The following is an 18,317-nucleotide window of genomic DNA, read 5'->3' as shown; positions in this document are numbered from 1 at the left end:
GTGGCCCGCTGGCACGGAATACCCGTGGCTATATCGCGCCAAAGGGGGATGGATGGTTGAGGGGGATAGTGTGCGCACGACGGTGATTCCTGGTTTTGGGATCGGCGCGTCCAGAGGTACTCGACGCTGAGGCGTTATGCCAGCGCCCAGCATTCATACCAGGCACGACGGTCCGCTTCTGGCCCGAAGGCGAAGATCGCAATGGTATCTGGCACGACTGCACTCGCGTCCAAATCGGACGCGGCGGAGATGTTGGCAAATCGACGCGAATGACCCAAAGCCGGCCTGCGCCACGTCTCGTATTTGCCGCCGCACTGAATGCGACGACCATCGGGACGTGATACACTGCGCCCGTCGGCCTCAGGCTGCTAAGTGGATCGAATGAAGCGGTGTGAGTTCATGGCGGGAACTGTGGCGCTGCTCGTTTTGCCGTGGCGTTCGCTGGCGCAGGCGGCTCGCCGTCGAATTGGCTTTCTTGCCGTGGGTGATGGGAGCGGGCAGGCTCTTAATCAAGCCGAGCGCGTGTTTCTTGACGGACTACGAAACCACGGCTGGATAGATGGAAAAAACCTGACTATCGAGTATCGCTTTTCCCACCCTCCGGATCGCCTGTCAGCTTCCGTCGCCGAACTGATTGCTCTCCATCCGGATGTCCTCATCGCTCCGGGACCGAAAGCAGCCGTAGCCCTGAAATCGGCTACCGGAACCATTCCAATTGTATTCGTGGCAGTGGCCGATCCCGTGGGGCTCGGCCTCGTGCAAAGCCTGTCGCGACCAGGCGGCAACATAACGGGCCTTGCGACCATGGTACCCGATGACTTCGTTGCGAAACGTCTCGAAATCCTCCGAGAACTCGTTCCCGGCGCCTCCAAAATCGCGCTCTTAGTCAATCCCGACAACCCAATGCACAGACTGTACTTCGCAGAAGAGATTCCTCGCATGGCTCGGAAGCTTGGTATAGCTCTGCTGACGGTTGAGGCGACCACGGCCGACGAACTCGACGTCGCCTTTGCTTCGGCCGCTGCTCAACACGCCGATGGGATAATTGATTTTGGCGATCCTCTCACCTATGTCCAGGCTCCGCGAATTATCGCGCTTGCGGCGAAGTATCATCTGCCGGCAAACTATTTGTTCCGACATTTTGCCAATGGCGGATTGTCGGTATATGGGGCCGATACGGGCGATCTGTTTCGCCGTGCTGGCGACTACGTGAACAAGATACTCAAAGGCGCCAAACCGTCTGACTTGCCGGTAGAGAGGCCGACCAAATTCGACCTGGTGATCAATATGAAGACTGCCAAAGCACTCGGTCTTACTGTGCCGCCCTCGTTGCTCATTCGCGCCGACGAAGTGATCGAATAAAATGCCAGGCCATTGCACACGCTCCTTAAGACATGCGGCGACTGTGCGCGCCGACGACGCGATCGACCGGCGATCTTTCCGTTTCCCGCCGCTTTGGTAGCGTCAGGCGGCATCGGTACGATGATGAACGACAGTAGATCCGGGCGAGACTGCAAAAACCGGTAACGGATATTCATAGCCCTTGATGGGTCGCTCGCCCAGGGACGTCAGCGCGATGTGGCTCTTCACTCCTTCGGCGGCAATCGGATCTACCAGGATCTGTGCATCGATCGCCAAGGCACAGAGCCGCGATGCCAGATTGACGACGCTTCCGATCGCGGTGTAGTCCATCCGGCCTTCATAACCGACGGTGCCGACGGTCGCCGGACCCATCGCGAGGCCCACTCCGAAGCCGATCACATGCCCATTTGCGCGCCAGCGGACGATAGGCGATTGAACCGCCGCCTGCATGTCGATCGCAAGCCGAAGACCGCGTAGCGCGGGATCGGCGCACATGACTGGCGCATTGACGAGCACCATCACTCCGTCGCCCGTGAAGCGGGTCAGGGTGGCTTCATGGCGCGTGATGACCGCTCCGAGCGCCTCGTAATATTCGCCGAGCACAGTCATGATGACGTCGGGTTCGGCACGCGCGGAAAAAGCTGTGAAGCCGCGCAGATCGCCGAAGATCGCGACCACCTCGCGCCGTTGTCCGTCCAGGAGTCCTTCGTCGCCGGAATGTTCGACTAGCTCTGCTACCTGGGGCGCGAGAAACCGCTTCAACCGATTGATGCGCTCGGACTTCTCTCTCGAGACGGCGAGCTCTTGCGCCATCTCGTTGAAACGGCTTGCCAACTGTTCCAGTTCGTCGCCGCTCGAAATGGTGATGCGATGATCGAACTGTCCGGCGCCGACGCGCTGCACGCCCTCCTCGAGTTGCTTGATCGGTCCCGACATCCGCCGCGCCAGCCAGTAGGCGAGCGCGAAGGCGAGGAGAACTCCGATTCCGATCAGCACGAGGGAACGCCACAGCGCGGCGCGGATTGGCGCCAGCGCTTCCTTGACCGGCTGCAGCGCGACCACAGTCCATCCGACGTCGGCGGTGCGCGCCGAGATGGCGACGACGCTGTTGCCTTCGGCATCGTCCGTGGTCACCGCCGATCCGTTCACGCCAGCGATCGCCGATCTGAGCCGCCTGTAGCCGCTCGTCGCGATATCTCCCTGCAGCACGAGGCTGATATCCGGGTGGGCGATCAAGCGACCGGAATCATCGACCACGAAGGCATAGCCGGTTTCGCCGATCTTGATGGCCGCGATCACATCCCAGATCAGCTTCAGATTGATGTCGGCGATGGCGATTCCGGCCGCCGCTCGATTTCCTGCAACGGCCATTGTCATGTAAGGCTCGGAATCGCGCAGATATCGGACCGGACCGTGCCAGACCTTGTTGGCGTTGGCGCGGACGCCGAGCACCGCCGGGTCCGCCGACATATCAGCACCGCGCCCGATCCTATTCGGGCTCAATCGGGAGACGAAGGCACGTTCGATGCCGGTTTGGTCGACCAGCGTGATCGAGGCGACCGCGGGCACCTGCCGCAGCACGCGCAGCGCATCGATCCGATGTTGCTCGTCGTCGCCGTCGATCCAGGGAAGCTGCACGACAAAGCCGAGTTGGTCGCGAATGCTGTCGACGAAGTTCTGAATGCGGTCGGCGGCCGACCGTGCCTCCGCCAAAAGCAGCTCGCTCAGGTGGACGCGCTGATCACGATAGCCGAACCACGCTTCGCTGACGGCACCAAGTACGAGGGGCACCACCGCCGCTACGAACAGCGTGACCACATATTTGACCAACAGCGAGCGACGCTGCGCACGCGCGGCGAGCAGCCGCACCGCCGCACGGCCAACAAGAAGGCTGATGAAATTCTGCCGCCTCATACCAGCTCCAAGGGCTGAGGCCTGTATCTTCAATTTTAAGATGATACCACACAGCGGATCCGAGGTATGGAGAATAATCGCGCTGCAGTCATCGCCCAATTGTCCGGGCACTACGGGCGTGATGTCGGCTGTTGGCCCGACGCAGACCTTTGCAACGTCAACTCTTATGTCGGCTATTTGGGGTAAAGCGGACTCGTTATGTTCGACACGAGGTTTTCCGAGTCTGCCCCCGAGCGGTCATCGAGCGCAGCGGAGCGCTGCGATCCGAAATACCCCAAATCGATCAGCCATGACGTGGCGCGGGCGCTCCAGCCGCGAATGACGTAGAGGATGGAAGGGGATTTCACCCCGCCGATACTTGGCGTGGCGCGCTTTCTCCTTGATCTCGGCCCATTCCGGCACCTCGCCCCGCCGGGCGAATGAAACCTGCATTGATCGCCTGCGGCACCATCGCGTCGTCGCCAAGCGCGATGGCTTCGAGATAGACGCGAATGCGATCACCGAACGAGACGAACGGCGAAGCGAGGCCCGAAACCCAATAGCTCACCGACATCGTATCCGGTGGATCGCCGGAAACCCGGCCGCTGCGATCGATGGTCTGCCCGGGTGCGACGTACTGGCCGCGCTCGTTCATCGCCGCCTTGTGGCTGTCGACGCCACCGCAATGCGGACATTCGAGATAGGTCTCGCGCGCCGCCCTCATCGGCGATCTCGCGCGCCCTGGCGTCGCGGACCCGACTGTCAGCGGCAGATTTCTGCGCCGCGTCATTCCGAAAGCGGATGTAACCTTGCACGACGACAACGCTTAACCAGACCGCCGTCAGGGCGCTAAAATTTTTCGTCACCCTCTTGAAACTTTTTTGCTCGTTGCAGATTTTTTGGGTCGCCGCAGTCATGACGGCCGGGGCGCCTTCGGGGCCCCGAAATCAAGGCGGGCGCCGGAAGGTGTCCGGTGCCAGCTCGTACCCAACTTGCTCTTTGGAGGATTTGGCTATGAGGTATGATTGGACTCCTCTGTGGAGGTCGACCATTGGCTTCGACCGCCTGTTTGACGTTCTCGATGAGGTCCAGCGGACCGCCGAAGAGACCTATCCCCCCTATAACATCGAGCGGCTCGACGAGAACCGCTTCCAAATCTCGGTGGCGCTCGCCGGATTCACACCGGACGAGGTGGCCCTTACGGTGGCGCAGAATGTCCTGACGTTGGAAGGTCATAAGGCCGAGAAGGACGAGAAGACCTTTGTGCATCGCGGAATGTCGACCCGCCCGTTCAAGCGGCAGTTCACCCTGGCTGACCACGTCGAGGTCAAGGGCGCACATTTCGAGAATGGTCTGTTGGTCATCGAGCTTCAACGCGAGATTCCCGAGGCCATGAAGCCGCGGCACATCGCCATCGCGGGCGCAAGCGCCGGGCAGGTCAAGCAGATCGAGGGCAAGGCCGCCTGACCAACCCGCGGCTTGGTTTCGATCGCCGCCGCGCGGGTTCTCCCGCGCGGCCACCTTAATGCGTCTTATGATGGGAGGTTAGCCATGCGGACGACGCCCGCACACGACAACGTCTTCGATTTCAATGCTCTTCTTCACCCCGGCACGGTGTTCTCGCATCCGCGCGACGTCGTCGCTGACCCGAATTTGAGTCTGGCCGAGAAGCGCGCCGTCCTCGCGTCATGGGCCTCTGATGCCTCGGCGATCGCGTCCTGTCCAGCGTTAGGCGCGCCGGACGGACTAAAGGCGCCTGTTCATATCGATGAAATTCTGGAAGCGCTACGCGCGCTAGACGGAAACGGTCCGCGCAACCCGCCGGGCGGCAAGCCCATGCGTCTGCGCTCGGCCGAGCGTCGCGCGGCGGCGTGAGCGAGGATCCGCAAATGATTCCATGATTGACGTCACACAGTTGATTCCAGGTCGCTTCTATTGGTCCTTGTGCGCTCAAGCACGAAACATCCCGAGTGGTAGCCGGCGCGCTTCACCGGCGTTGTTTGCCAAAGCGCCGGCGCGAAGTGGGACTTCATCGGCTTCAATAGCGACGTCGGCCATCATTTCGGCGAGGTCGTCGACATCGGCCCGGAACTCTACTGTCCTAAACGCTCCTAAGGAGGCGCACAGACGGCCACGGCCGCGCTGATCATGATCGCATACTGCCGTTCGATTAAGGTAAGCTGGGCGATCATGGCGGCTGCCCCCGCGCAGTTCTTCAGGATGATACGGCACGAATTTGGCTGACGTGACCGCCGGTTTCGCGAAGCCGCTTGCCGATTCGAGAACGCCCTTGCTGCGTTCCGCCGACGCGATGATGCGCGCCGGGATCAGAATTGCGGCGCGCGGTATTCACCTCGATTCAGCGTTGTGACATCGGGCCGATCGACCCGGATTGATCCTGCCCGCCATAATAGGCAGCCAATGCCTTGCGTTCATCGACGGTGAGCTGTCGAGCGACCATGCGCATCGTGGCATACATATCGTTTCGGCGGGTGTTTTGCGCAAAGGCGGCCAACTGCCGTTCGATATAACCGGAACGCTGACCGTAGAGATCGGGCGCGCCCAGCTTGTATCCGGCGGGTCCATGGCAGGCGGCGCAGGGCGCAATTCCCCGTTTGGGATCGCCGATGAACGCCAGCCGGCGGGCGGGATCGGTCTGGTTGAACTCGCGCTCGGAGAAGCTTACGAGGCGCCGGCCCAGGCCGGCTGGGCGCGTCGCATAGTAAGCCGCAACGTCCGCCGAGTCCTTTCTGGTCAGCGCCGTCGCGATGGCACCCATCACGCCCCACGACCTGGCACCAGTGCGGTAATCCTCGAGCTGTTTGTAGATCGCGGTCGCATCGATCCCATCGAGCCGGGGAATCACAAGCCCGAGATTTTCACGCGAACTCTGATGGCACGCGGCGCAGTTGGCTGCGACAAACGCGCCATGCTTGGCATCGCCGGCCCGTATTACGGCGAGCGTGTCGGCGGTCCACGCCAGACGTGTAGGCGACGAGGCCGATGCTTTTGGAAGACTGGCTGTGTCGCGAGCCGTGGATATACCAAGCCCACGGCAGATCGCGTCCCAGAGCCCCAGCGCTGCGGCATTCTGCTGGTAGCGGCTCAGCACGGCAAAGCCGAGCACCGCCGAGATTACCATGATGGCAATCATGATCGTCCAAACGGTCCGGGACGCGAGTTGAAAGGGACGAGGCGCGCCGGTGTTGGACATCATCGTCCCTCAGGAAAGCTTGTCGCCTGCGTGACGTCGTAGATTGGAACTGACGTCTTCAGGAAAAAGAACTGTGCGATCGGGTAACCGTAGTTGACCAGCATGAAGACCAGCAAGATCGCATTCCAAATGCCGAACCCGTTGAGAGCGGCCGGGACGCGGACAGGCGGATTGACGGCAAGGGCATAGCGCAGCGGCTCCGCCAGCGCCCGTTCGCCGAGCTGGGAGCGCACGAGAATCACAATGAGGAGGACCGCCGAGGCCAACAGAATGGCCGCGCCGATGACCGAAGCGATGACCAGTGGTGCCATCGGCGCCAGCAGCGGGTCGGTATAGTCGAAGAAAGCGACGCGTCGCGGCTGGCCCATGAGGCCGGTGACGTGCCAGGGGAGGCTGGTGACCATCATGCCGATGAACCAAAGCCAGAGCTGCCAGCGGGCGAGGCGCTTGAATCGCAACGGCTTGCCGGTGATACGCGGCCACATCTCATAGGCGATCGCAAAGTACATGATCACGACCGTCCCGCCGAAGATGAGGTGGAAATGCGCCGGGATCCACGCAGTGTTGTGGATCATGGCGTTCATGTCGTAGGCCATGTTGATGAGTCCGCCGAGGCCGCCCAGTCCCAGCATCAGCAGGGACAATCCGACAGCGAGTACCATCGGCTCGTGCCATGGCAGTGCCGCAATCCATCCCAGAAGGCCACGGCCGCCGTGATTGCGTCCGGCAATCTCCAGGCTCGCGCAGACCGAGAACACCGTCAGCAGCGTCGGCAGCGCGATCAGAAAGGTCAGGAACGACTGCACATATTTGAAGCCCAAGCCGATCTCGGGGTCCATGAACAGGTGATGGACGCCGACGGGAACCGAGAAAACCAGGAACATGATGAACGTCAGCCGCCCCATCGTATCACTGTAGAGGCGACCGCCCGCGGCCTGGGGCACCAGGGTATAGAAGGCGATATAGGCCGGCATCAGCCAGAAATACACGATGGAATGCAACGTGATGGAGAACAGCGTTCGCGCCAGCCCAGCATCGATCCCGCTGGTAAAGCCGAAGGCGCGGGGCAGGATCACGCCGGCCAATTCCAACTCCGCGCCGCTCGCGGCCCACGCCCACAAGAAAGCGGTGGCGGTGATCGCAAACATCGGTAGCGGAACCGGCTGTCCCGGATGGTCGCGCTTCCAGGCCGCCATGTTGACGACCATCAGAGCGACCCAAATCATCGAGCCTCCGATAAGCAGAAAGGCTCCGGCATAGTACCAGGTGCTGCCGAACAGCGGCGGATAGAAGGTGTAGAGCACCGACGCCTGTCCGGAGAGTACCGCGGCAACCGCCATCAGCGTGCCGATCAGGCAAATGCCGAATCCAATCCATGCCGCGGCAACCCCGCGCACCGGCCGATCGAGGCTGGTGGCGGTCACTGCGTAACCGAATCCCATCGCGAAGAAGGTGGTCACGACATAGGCCATGGCCGTGCCGTGCAGCGTGACAGAACCATAATAGAGGCTACTGCTGGCAAACGGGGCCGGCAGCGGGCTGCGGGTGAGCATCTGCCATGCACCCAGCACGACCGCCAGCATGAACACAGCAAATGCCACCCAGTAATGATAAAGGGCCAACCGTCTACTGTTGAGCACAGGCCGTTCTCCTTGCCGGAGTCGAAGCACCAAATTGTTCTTTCGGAACGACGTTGACGCGGGCCCACATCCCGTGATGCCCAGGCCCGCAGAACTCGTTGCAGGGCATGCGATAGACGCCGGGTCTTTCGAAACGGGTGCGCACCTCGGCCACGAAACCGGGGACGACCATGGTGTTCACGTTGGTGGCCGGTAGCAGGAAGCCGTGGACGACGTCGATGCTGGTGAGGCGGAACTTGATCGGGGTATCTGCGGCGATCTCGACGCAATCCGGCACAAACGCATATTGATCGGCAACCATGCGGACCGTCAGCGAGCCGTCCGCTTCTCGTATGGCCCCGAGGTTGCTTTCGGCAAATTCGCCGCCGAGGTGCAATGTGGTCGGGTCGATCGGCTCGACATTGCTCGGCGGATGAATGGCGTTGACGATGCCGCTCCCGACCACGATGGCCATCATGAAGCCGAGCATGCTGACCATCGCCAGCAGCCAGCGTCTCTCGGTTCTGGCGACTACTGCGGCCGGCACGATACCGTCGGGCAGCGGGAGCGGGGTTTGCTGCGTATTAGCCAATGGGGCCTCGTGGGACAAACAGCAGGAAGTAAAACGCCAACCAACCCGCCAGCAGGAACAGCACCGATGCGGTGGCGAGAAACAGCGCGCCGCGCGGTCCTCCCTGCAGATCGCGGGCAAGCGCGGAGCTATCGACCGGTGCGGAAATGTGCTCGGTCGAACCGGATTCCTCGCGAGTAACCATGACATCCCTCTATCGAGCTGAAGTCGTTTCCGGGTCGTTGCGAATGTGCTGGTAGAAGGCGGCGACCGCGGCGATGTCCTGGTCATCGAGCCGATCGGCGACCTGCTTCATCGCGTGCGGGCTGTTCTTGCGAAAGCCCGACTTCCACATGTTGAGCGCAAGCTTGATGTAGTCCCCATATTGCCCGGCGAGGTAGGGGATTTGCGGCGGGAAGCCGGCGCCGTCGGGTCCGTGGCAATTGTTGCAGGCCTGAAGGCCCTTGGCCTCATCGCCTTCGCGCGCAATCTTCTCGCCCCGCTTGATGGTGGCCGCGTCGGCACCGGCCAGCACCGGGAACGGTCCTTCGGCGGCAGCAAAATAGGCGGCGACATCCGCGCGGTCGGCAGGCGACAACCCCTTTGCGATCGGCGACATGATCGCGCTGTCGCGCAACGAGGATGCGAAATCACGCATCTGCGCGGTGAGATACGCAACGGGCTGGCCGGTCAGTCGCGGAAAGGCACCGCTGCTGTCCGATGCACCATTGAAGGCGTGGCACTGGGCGCAGGCTGGCACGTTTGCCGTACCCTGCGCCGCAATGATGGCGCCGTGTCTCGGGTCGGGCTGGCGCGCATCTTGCGCCGATCCCGGAACGCCGGCAAGCGTTGCGCCGGCGGCAATCGCAATGAAGGTCGCGAGGTTGACAGCGCGGATCTGCATCATATGCGCACCAGCGGCCCCGGCGCCTTGAGATATTGGTTCTTGATCGCGTCCACGGCCCAATAGGTGAGGGCGCCCACGGTGTCGGTTGGGTTGTAGGTGCCGTTGTGCTGGAATGCGGATGCGCCGATCACGAAGACGTTGGGCACGTCCCAAGACTGCAGATACCGGTTGACCGCGCTGGTGGAGGGATCGTTACCCATCACCGCACCGCCCGTATTATGCGTTGTCTGGTAGATGGTCGATGTGTAGGGCCCCTTGCGCGGCGCTCCCACGACGGTCGTGCCGCCCATGGCCTGGCCGATCTCGACCGTCTTGTCCGTGACGTATTTCGACATGCGGATGTCGTTGTCCGGGAAGTCGAAGGTCAACCGCAGCAGGGGCATGCCCCAGGCGTCCTTGTAGGTGGGGTCGAGGTCGCAGTAGTTTGTGCGGGTCGGATGCGACATCCCGTGCACGGTCAGCACGACCGTGTGGTTGTAGTGGCGGGCGACGGCCTTCTTCCATTCAAGGCCCCAGGGCGGCGTGCCGGGTGGCGTCGGATGAAACTCGATCGGGCGGCCGTTGGTCATGATGGCGCCGACATAGGCGCCGCCGATGAAGCCAAGCTTGGCGTGATCGAAATTGTCGCCGCTGAACTCGTCGATGACAGTGCCGCTCGATCCCGATGCCATGAAGGGATTGATGCGGGTGTTCTCGTCGTAGAACACGGTGACGCTGCTGACGGTCTGGTAGGCGTAGTTGCGTCCGACCGTCCCGGTGCCGGTTCTCGGGTCGTAGGGCTTGCCGATCCCGGAAAGGAGCATCAGGCGCACATTGTTGAGCGCAAAGGCGGTGATCAGCACGAGTTCCGCCGGCTGCTCGAACTCGCGGCCGGCGCCATCGGCATAGGTCACGCCGGTCGCCTTCCTGCCGGTGCTGTCGAGATTGACACGGAGCACCTGGCAGTTCGACCGCAGCTCATAGTTCGGATTCTTGAGCGCGGCCGGAAGGATGATCGTTTGCGGGCTCGCCTTGGCATAATGCTCGCAGGCGAACCGCTCACAGAAGCCGCAGAAGACGCATTGCTGAAGGGTGAGGCCCTCCGGATTGGTATAGGGCTGGCTCAGCGTCGATGCGGGCTGCGGATATGGCTTGTAGCCGAGCTTTTCGGCGCCCTTGCCGAACAGCGCGCCGTATTGGGTCTCCTTCATCGGCGGCGTTGGATATTCGCGCGAACGCTGGCCTTCGAACGGATTGCCTCCGGGCTGGATCTTGCCGTTGAGATTGCCGGCCTTGCCGCTGGTGCCGCACAGATATTCGAAGCGGTCGTAGTGGCGTTCCAATTCGTCGTAAGTGACGCCCCAGTCCTGGATTGTGACCTCGGGATCGACGAAGGTCTTGCCGTAGCGCTGCTCGATATGGGTCTTGTAGATGAAATCGACCGGCTGGAAGCGATAGGTCTGCCCGTTCCAATGGACCGCTGCGCCGCCCGTGCCTGTTCCCGGCAGGAAGCCTTGCCAGCGGCGCAGGGGGAGCGCGGTCTGGTCGGCTGAATTGCGAAAGCTCACCGTCTCCTTGACGTTGTCCTGCATCAGCGCCTTGCGTACCGCGAAGCGCAGCTCGTCATGGATGGTGGGTGATTGAAAATCGGGGGAGGTATCGCGGCGCGGCCCGCGTTCGAGTCCCACGACCTTCAGGCCGGCCGCTGCCAGCTCCTTTGCCATGATGGCGCCGGTCAATCCGACGCCCACGGTCACGACATCCACGGGTTTGAGACGTTCTGCCATGGACCGCTCCTCTATTCGGGCAGGCGAGCGGGAATTTCGGTGCGGACGTGAACGTGCCCGTGCACGTCCTCGGCGAGGCTTGTTGGCGTGTGCTGGAAGTCCATGCCGTGGCGGTCGACGAGATCGTAATAGGACGCATAGGCGCCAGGAAAACCGATCATCCGCCACGCCATCATGTCGCGATTGCCGCCATAGACAGGATCGCTGAAGAAGCCTTCCAGCGTGATTTCCCATAGCGTCACAAAGAACTCGTTGGACGGCACGCCGCCGAGATCCTTGCCGCCTGCTTCGAGACTGCGAAGATAGGCCTCCTGATCCGCGACGCTCATCTGCGCAAAGGGCGAGCGGGCCTTGAGTTCGGAGTTGATTGCAGCCATCGCCGTGCGGAAAAGTTCGGCGGGCGTCAAGGGCAGCTGGTACCCCTGCGTCGCCGTCCCCTGCTGCCACGGACCGCTTCGGTAGAGCCGCTCGCCAGCGCCCCATGCGCCGCCCAGCTGCTTGTCGATAAAGTTGGGCACGCCGGCCTCGATAGCGCCGCCCCACTTGTCGTCGGCCGGGATCAGTCGCGCGACTGCGGCTTCAATGAATGCGGCTTCCTCCGAGTTGAGGAACAGGTAGCCTGTTTTCACGTCGCCTGGTTTGCCGGCTCCGCTTGGCGTTTTCGCCACAGACGGACTGCCCATTGCCTCCGCGGTATGCGTATGGACGTGCTGCGCCTGCGCGTCAGCCGTCACCGCCGACGGGAAGCTCCCTGACATTAATGCGGCGCCGACGGGACCGGATGCCTTGATCAAAGACCTGCGCGACAGCTTTGCCATGGCGTCCCCCGACGTCAGCGCCATCTGGCCCATCCAGTCGGGTGGACCCCCGCCACGACCAGGCGTCGTGAAATCGGAAGGGCGCTCCCTTGCTAGTCTACGAGGACCACGCGTCGGCGAATTGTCTGAAATTGACCAAATCGACCGCGCGTTTCAAAAACCGACCAAAATGCAAGCGGAAAAGTGCCTGACCTGCCGTATGCACGTTGACTCCGATTATCTCTCGCCAAAAATGAAGCGCTCGCCCGGGAAAGGTAGTAGGCCGGACTTATGCACGCCGGATCTCGCTGGGCGTCTCGTTCGTCCAGCGGTGGAAAGCGCCGAGCAGCTCGGCGTTAACTCCGGCGATGCGGTCGGCGCTCTCGACCGGAAGGCAACGGCTTCCTCGAGGTCTTCTTTGCGATCCCGATGCGGGGCGGTGCAGCAGACGGTCAACGTCCGCCTCTCGCCCGAATAGTTGCCCATACGATCAATCACGCCGGTGCCTCGACGCTCCTCGTTAATGACGACTTCGTTCACCTCCTCGAAGGCCCCATCTCGCAGGCACGGTAGTCGCGCGGCGACATGCCGACGTACTGACGAAAGCGCCGCGCAAAATGGCTTTGATCGGCAAAGCCTGCCGCCAGGGCGATTTCCGAAAGAGAAAGATCTGTCCTTGACAACAGTTCCATTGTCCGCTCCACCCGCCGCCCTATCAAGTAATTGTGCGGCGTCAGGCCCACCGATTGTTTGAAGGCACGGACGAAATAGCAGACGGACAGATTGGCGAGCTTGGCCAGCGCTTCGATGCTGATCCGCTGATCGATGTGGGCATCGATGTGACAACGCACGCAGCGCAACACCCTTGGCGACAGTCCGCCGCGGACATAGCCAATCCTCAGAATGGCGCTTGGATCAACCGGGACACGGGTGAAAAGCTGCGGCCGGAGTGCTTTCGGATAGCTGTCGAGATCCGGCGGCGGTGGCCTCAATATCGAAGATTCATTCGCTGGTTCGTGCGATGCTCTGAACATGACGGATCCCTTGTTAGATCGCTTGGTGCCACTTCCGCGAGTACTGGAAAGACCAGCCGTTCCGCCGTTTCTCGAAGGTGGGCTCATTATCCATCCTGTTGGTGAACATGATTGACGCTCCGCCCGCACCACGCCGATCGTGCGGGGGCAAACCGGACCTTGGCGCGACCACTCCTCCTGACTGTTAGTGATGCAGGCTTGGCCAGTATGGATTCACGCATGACGATCTCCCGTCGTTCGATATCGCTGCGTGGAACGACTTCGGTCAGGCCGTGGCAGCGGCGGAATACAGCGGCACGGGATGGCGCAATTCGTCCTCACGCGAGCGTATGGCGTTCTTAACCGTGACAAGGGCCTGGTAGTTGACGATGTCAAATCGGCTGGTCAAACGACGATAGGTGAATGTGAAGCCGGACCAGTTATTGACGATCTTGCCGCTCTCGGCGATGTACCAGCTCTTGCATCCCTCGGCCCACACCGTGTTGCGCAAGGCGTGCTGCAGCTTGGCGTTGAAGCTGTTCTGAACGTCGGTCTTCACGTCGAATGAGGTTCCCGGCGCGGCGCGCAGATTGGCAATGGCTTCCTTGACGTACTGGATTTGGCTTTCCAGCATGTACACGATCGAGTTGTGGCCGAGGTTGGTGTTCGGTCCATAGAGCATAAACAGGTTCGGAAAACCGCTGACGGTGATGCCGAGATACGCTTCGGCGCCGTCGCGCCAGGCGGCGCTCAGCTCCCGATTCCCGCGTCCACGGATCTCGATCGGGGCGAGGAAGCCCGAGGCGGCGAAGCCGGTACCCAGAATGAGGGTGTCGATCTCGTGCTTGGTCCCGTCGTCGGTCACCACGTAGTTCTCGCCGATCCCCTTGATGTCACCGGTCTCGACGTTCACATTCGGATGGGCCAGCGCCCGATAGTAGGTGTTGTCGAACAGGATGCGCTTGCAGCCGATTGGGTAATCCGGGGTCAACTTGGCCCGCAGCGCCGGGTCCTTGATGGTGAGACGCAGATGCGCGGCCCACGCGGCTTTGAGCGGCGCCAGCACGGGGCGGAACTTCAGCAGTCCGACGCCCAGCGACTCAAACACGCTGTAGACGGTCCCGCGCACCAGTTTGCGCGCTAACGGAATGTTGCGGTGCATCCAATGCTCCGCACGTGTGATCTTGCGGTCCGGCTTCGGCAGGACGTAAGGCGCGGTGCGCTGAAACAACGTTACCTGGCCGGCCCGCTCAGCCACATGCGCCATGAACTGGATGGCGCTCGCCCCAGTGCCGACGACACCGACGCGACGGCCGGACAGCTCGTGCGCATGGTCCCAGCGCGATGAATGGAAGATCCTGCCGCGGAAGGAGGCGATTCCTGGAATCTTCGGGTAGGCCGGACGGTTGAGCTGGCCGGTCGCAGTGATCAAGGCGCGTGCCAGAAGGGTGTCGCCTTGGGCGGTTTCGATCTCCCAGAGTCCGCGCCTCTCGTCGAACGCCGCGCGCCGCACCTCGGTGCTCGGGCGAACGTGCGGCATCAGGTCGTACTTGGTGACGCAGTGCTGCTGGTAGCGGTGAATGTCCTGCTGGCCCGAATAAAAGCGCGGCCAGTCAAAATCCTGCTCGAACGAGAACGAGTACAGCGGCGACGGGACGTCGCAGGCCGCACCTGGATAGGTGTTGTCGCGCCAGGTGCCACCGATCTGGTCGGACTTTTCCAGCATCACGAAGTCGGTGATCCCGGCCTGCCGCAGCTTGATGGCCATCCCAATTCCGCCAAATCCGGTCCCCACGATCACGGCGGTCAGGGGCTGCTGCGTCGGTGCTGTGCTGAATTCCGTCATGATCTCCTCCTGGCTCTTTGTGCGCTCCGGCATGTGTTGCCGTATCCGATGGCGCAGATTTACCCCCGGCCCGGAGGCTGAAAAATCACGGAGACCCGTGAATGGCGCCTCATGGGCCGAGCCGGCCGGAACCCGGCTGCTGTGGTTTTTGTGGCATTGACACGGTTGGGAGGCGGTCGCAGCATCCGGATCGTCACGGCACCGGATTTCAATGAGACCGCTCCATGCCGCGCATCCAGCCTCAGACGAGCCCGGCAAAAGGACTGCAAGCTACCCGCTTTTTGCCGCCCAACGCGCCGCAGACGACCGTCGATCGCGCGCAGCTGATTGACCGGATCCTGTCAAGTGACGCTCCACTGACGCTGATCTGCGCGCCCGCGGGTTTCGGCAAAACTACGCTGATGCAGAAGCTTCGCGAGCGGTATCAGGCCCGGGACATCAGCACAGTCTGGCTCTAGTTGGATCGCGCCGACAACGAACTCGGCCGGTTTCTGCAATCGCTGATCGGGGCAATGCGTGTCGCGCTGCCCAATTCTTTCCAGCCGATCTCGCCAACCCACAGCAGCGCGCCACCGCGCAGGGGCTCGCGGCAGATTTGCTCGATAGAATTTCGCTGTCTGATGTCGCGATCGTCCTGTTTCTCGACGATCTGGAACTGATGACCGATCAGGAGGTCCGTGATTTCCTGCAGCGCCTGCTGACCAATCTCGGTCCCCACCACCGGGTGACCATCGGCTCCCGTACAGCGCCGGCGCTGGCATTGGGTCGGTTGCGCGCGCACGGGCTGCTGCTGGAACTCGATCAGCGGGAGCTACGCTTCACCAAGGAGGAAACCGCCTCGTATCTGGAACGTCAAAGTCTGGACGTACCGGCCGTGCTTCAATCGCTGCAACAACGCACTGAAGGCTGGCCCGTTGCTCTGCAGCTGGCTGTGATCGCGTTCAATGCCAAGGGGAAAAGCGGCTGGGGTTGGCTGCAGCGCTTCTCGGGGTCGACCGACAGCGTCGCGGAATATCTGGCCCAGGAGGTCCTCGACAGCTGCCCCCCGAAGCAGCGGGATTTTCTGTTGCGCTCAAGTGTGTTCGGCGAATTCTGTGCCGAGATGTGTGATGCCGCTCTCGAACGAGCTGACAGGGCGACATGATCGCGCAAATCGTGCGCGGCAATCTCCTGCTGGCATCGATCGATGGCGAACAGCGCTGGTTTCGCTACCATCCTCTGTTTGCCGATTTTCTGCGCGCCCGGATGCGGGACGGGGCACCCGGCGAAATTCGCGACCTGCACCGGCGCGCGGCACAGTGGAGCGCAGCCCAGGGACTGATGAACGAGGCCGTGGCCCATGCCCTCGCCGCGCAGGATTATGCGCTCGCGGCGGAACTGTTGGCGTCTTCGGCCATGGACATGGTACGCTCGGGCCGCGTCGCCGACACCGCACGGGCTATCGTGCGACTGCCCGAGCACGAGGTGGTCCGTCGCCCGGACCTGCTGCGGGCGGCCGCCTATGCGGCGATCTTCGCGCACCGCTACGGCGACGCCACGCGCTTCATCGAAACCATCGAGCGCGCGGATCACGGCAAGAACGGAAGCAGCGACGAAGAAATCGCCGGCATGCGGTTGATGTTGTTGGGCTGGACCGACAAGATTCCGGAGGTGCTCGAGACCGTTGCGGCGATGCGCAACGATACGTCGCGGTTCAGCCCGTTCACAGCGGGATTGGCGAGCAATGCGGGCGCCTACTGCAACATTGCACTCGGCAGATACATTGAGGCCGAGCAGGACCTTGCCCGGGCCCGCCAAGCCTGCGAGCCGATCAATGCGCTTTACGTCCTGAGCTACAGCGCCTGCTTCGCGGCCGGAATCGAGCTGATTGCAGGCAACATCGCTGCGGCGCGCACGACATTGGACGGCGCGATGAACCGGGTGATTGCGGAGGGACAACGGTACGGCAGTTCAGGCGCGGTGGTCGCAACCTATCTCGCCGAGGTGCTCTACGAAACCAACGAGGTCGACGCCTGCGAAGCGCTGGTGAACGACTACATGCCCATTGTTGTCGAGACCGGACTGCCGGATCATCTGATCGTGCTGCATCGCACCGCGGCCCGATTGCACCTCCTGCGCGGGCGGCGGGACGCGGGTCAGGGCGTGTTGGCTCAACTCCACGACATCGGAGCGAGGCGTGGTATCCGCCGGCTGAGCGCCGCGGCTTGGCTCGAGCGCGTCTACTTCGGCCTGCGCGATAGTGACATCGACGGAGCTCGCCGCGCTCTTGCGCTCGGCAGCGACCTGGCGCTCTGGCGGAGTTTTGGCGACTTCAAGCCCTACGCGAGCGAGATCGAGGATCCGTTGATCGCCGAGCTTCGTGTGCAGCTCGCGCGCGGCCATAGCGATGAGGCGCTACCGCGGCTCGAAATGGCCTTGCAGGCCGCAGAGTCGGCCGGGCGCCGGCGCCGCGCGCTGCGCCTGCTGCTGCTTCGGGCGCAAAAGCTTGAAAGCCAGGGACGCCAGCGTGAAGCCAGTGCGGTGTTCGAGATGGCGATGATGGGGGCAGTCAGCGGCGGATTGGTGCGGACGCTGACGGATGAAGCCTGGGCCATCGAAGCGCTCGGCAAGCGCGCGACGTTCGCCGCTGACCCGCGTGTGGCACCTCTGCTATGGGCGCTGATGCCGGCACCATGCACACAAAGGGCTGACATCAACCGCCCCGAACCCGATACGCGGTCGAGCCGTGCGTTTCATCTGACCAATCGCGAGATCCAGGTGCTGAGACTGCTCTGGAAGGGCGGAACCAATAAGGCGATCGCTCGCGATCTGTTCCTGACCGAGAACACCATCGAGACCCATCTTCGGCGAATCTACGAAAAGCTCGGCACGCGTAATCGCACGCAAGCCGCCGCTATCGCACGCGAAGCGGGCGCGATCTAGCCTTTGCGTGCACGGCGAAACCACTCCCCCACGGGACGCCGACAAAGCTTAGCGGCTATCTGCTAAAAGGACCGACTTGCTGCCTTGAACGACCGGTGATGTCGGCTTCTGGGCCCCGAGCCGAAGTCGCTCGAATTGGTTCGAATGTCCGCAACCGCGGGTAGACCGGACGTGACGTGCGCTAGGCTTAACCGCCGCTCCTGACCCTGGCTGTGTGAAAACGCTACCCGCTGTTATGATTCTGCCGTGATTCTTGGGGGGATCGATGAAGCGTTTCGTTGCGGGGGCGGACCGCGGGCAGTCGACGCTGGTGTGTATCGAAAACCTAAACGCGGGCGTAGTGGTGGTGAAGTCCGCCCAGGATGGCGAGTGAATTGATCAGACCGGTTCGCTGAACCGGGCGGCAG

Annotated in this window: 17 protein-coding genes; 6 read left to right on the top strand and 11 right to left on the bottom strand. The window is 62.3% G+C overall.

Annotation, left to right across the window (positions count from 1 at the left end; all coding sequences use genetic code 11):
- Window positions 1-399 precede the first annotated feature (399 nt).
- Window positions 400-1,362, top strand: a complete 963-nt coding sequence (locus OZ411_RS40555; RefSeq protein ID WP_282532427.1) for an ABC transporter substrate-binding protein — start codon at window positions 400-402, stop codon at window positions 1,360-1,362.
- Between the two features lie 102 nt (window positions 1,363-1,464).
- On the opposite strand, the gene OZ411_RS40550 is transcribed toward OZ411_RS40555, so the two are convergent.
- On the bottom strand, window positions 1,465-3,276 hold the full coding sequence (locus OZ411_RS40550) for an adenylate/guanylate cyclase domain-containing protein (RefSeq protein ID WP_282532426.1): 1,812 nt from the start codon (window positions 3,274-3,276) through the stop codon (window positions 1,465-1,467).
- Window positions 3,277-3,619: 343 nt separating this feature from the next.
- On the bottom strand, window positions 3,620-3,979 hold the full coding sequence (locus tag OZ411_RS40545; RefSeq protein ID WP_282532425.1) for a phage terminase large subunit family protein: 360 nt from the start codon (window positions 3,977-3,979) through the stop codon (window positions 3,620-3,622).
- A 290-nt stretch (window positions 3,980-4,269) separates the two neighbouring features.
- Between OZ411_RS40545 and OZ411_RS40540 the strand changes: the two genes are divergently transcribed.
- Window positions 4,270-4,722 (top strand): Hsp20 family protein, encoded by a 453-nt coding sequence (locus tag OZ411_RS40540; RefSeq protein WP_282532424.1) that lies wholly within the window; start codon window positions 4,270-4,272, stop codon window positions 4,720-4,722.
- A gap of 84 nt (window positions 4,723-4,806) precedes the next feature.
- On the top strand, window positions 4,807-5,130 hold the full coding sequence (locus tag OZ411_RS40535) for a hypothetical protein (RefSeq protein ID WP_282532423.1): 324 nt from the start codon (window positions 4,807-4,809) through the stop codon (window positions 5,128-5,130).
- 484 nt (window positions 5,131-5,614) lie between these two features.
- Here OZ411_RS40535 and OZ411_RS40530 read toward each other — a convergent pair whose 3' ends face one another.
- From OZ411_RS40530 to OZ411_RS40490, 9 genes are all read right to left on the bottom strand, one after another.
- Complete coding sequence (locus OZ411_RS40530) at window positions 5,615-6,397, bottom strand: c-type cytochrome (RefSeq protein ID WP_282532422.1); 783 nt, start codon at window positions 6,395-6,397, stop codon at window positions 5,615-5,617.
- 71 nt (window positions 6,398-6,468) lie between these two features.
- Window positions 6,469-8,109 (bottom strand): cbb3-type cytochrome c oxidase subunit I, encoded by a 1,641-nt coding sequence (locus OZ411_RS40525; RefSeq protein ID WP_282532421.1) that lies wholly within the window; start codon window positions 8,107-8,109, stop codon window positions 6,469-6,471.
- Window positions 8,096-8,578: a cytochrome C oxidase subunit II gene (locus OZ411_RS40520; RefSeq protein WP_282532420.1), complete on the bottom strand. Its 483-nt coding sequence runs from the start codon at window positions 8,576-8,578 to the stop codon at window positions 8,096-8,098. Before OZ411_RS40520 ends, OZ411_RS40525 begins: the two co-directional genes overlap by 14 nt.
- A gap of 94 nt (window positions 8,579-8,672) precedes the next feature.
- Window positions 8,673-8,864 carry a hypothetical protein gene (locus tag OZ411_RS40515; RefSeq protein WP_282532419.1) on the bottom strand — a complete coding sequence of 64 codons (192 nt, stop codon included), beginning with the start codon at window positions 8,862-8,864 and terminating at the stop codon, window positions 8,673-8,675.
- Window positions 8,865-8,873: 9 nt separating this feature from the next.
- On the bottom strand, window positions 8,874-9,563 hold the full coding sequence (locus OZ411_RS40510) for a c-type cytochrome (protein WP_282532418.1): 690 nt from the start codon (window positions 9,561-9,563) through the stop codon (window positions 8,874-8,876).
- Window positions 9,563-11,332, bottom strand: coding sequence for a GMC family oxidoreductase (locus tag OZ411_RS40505; protein WP_282532417.1), 1,770 nt, complete (start codon window positions 11,330-11,332; stop codon window positions 9,563-9,565). Before OZ411_RS40505 ends, OZ411_RS40510 begins: the two co-directional genes overlap by 1 nt.
- 11 nt (window positions 11,333-11,343) lie before the next feature.
- Window positions 11,344-12,174 (bottom strand): gluconate 2-dehydrogenase subunit 3 family protein, encoded by an 831-nt coding sequence (locus OZ411_RS40500; protein ID WP_282532416.1) that lies wholly within the window; start codon window positions 12,172-12,174, stop codon window positions 11,344-11,346.
- Between the two features lie 491 nt (window positions 12,175-12,665).
- Window positions 12,666-13,163, bottom strand: coding sequence for an AraC family transcriptional regulator (locus OZ411_RS40495; protein ID WP_282532415.1), 498 nt, complete (start codon window positions 13,161-13,163; stop codon window positions 12,666-12,668).
- Between the two features lie 265 nt (window positions 13,164-13,428).
- The gene (locus OZ411_RS40490; protein ID WP_282532414.1) at window positions 13,429-14,988 is read right to left on the bottom strand and encodes an NAD(P)/FAD-dependent oxidoreductase; all 1,560 of its coding nucleotides are present in this window, start codon (window positions 14,986-14,988) and stop codon (window positions 13,429-13,431) included.
- Window positions 14,989-15,212: 224 nt separating this feature from the next.
- On the opposite strand from OZ411_RS40490, the gene OZ411_RS40485 reads away from it, so the two are divergent.
- The 3 genes from OZ411_RS40485 to OZ411_RS40475 all read left to right on the top strand — a co-directional run bounded on the left by OZ411_RS40485 (window position 15,213) and on the right by OZ411_RS40475 (window position 17,910).
- Window positions 15,213-15,446: a hypothetical protein gene (locus OZ411_RS40485; RefSeq protein ID WP_282532413.1), complete on the top strand. Its 234-nt coding sequence runs from the start codon at window positions 15,213-15,215 to the stop codon at window positions 15,444-15,446.
- 137 nt (window positions 15,447-15,583) lie between these two features.
- Window positions 15,584-16,132, top strand: coding sequence for a hypothetical protein (locus tag OZ411_RS40480; protein ID WP_282532412.1), 549 nt, complete (start codon window positions 15,584-15,586; stop codon window positions 16,130-16,132).
- Window positions 16,129-17,910, top strand: a complete 1,782-nt coding sequence (locus tag OZ411_RS40475; RefSeq protein ID WP_282532411.1) for a LuxR C-terminal-related transcriptional regulator — start codon at window positions 16,129-16,131, stop codon at window positions 17,908-17,910. The genes OZ411_RS40480 and OZ411_RS40475 overlap by 4 nt, the downstream gene beginning before the upstream one ends.
- Window positions 17,911-18,317 lie beyond the last annotated feature (407 nt).

The sequence above is a fragment of the Bradyrhizobium sp. Arg237L genome (assembly GCF_029990105.1).
In the GTDB taxonomy this organism is placed as follows: domain Bacteria; phylum Pseudomonadota; class Alphaproteobacteria; order Rhizobiales; family Xanthobacteraceae; genus Bradyrhizobium.
This window is presented reverse-complemented; position numbering and strand designations above follow the sequence as displayed.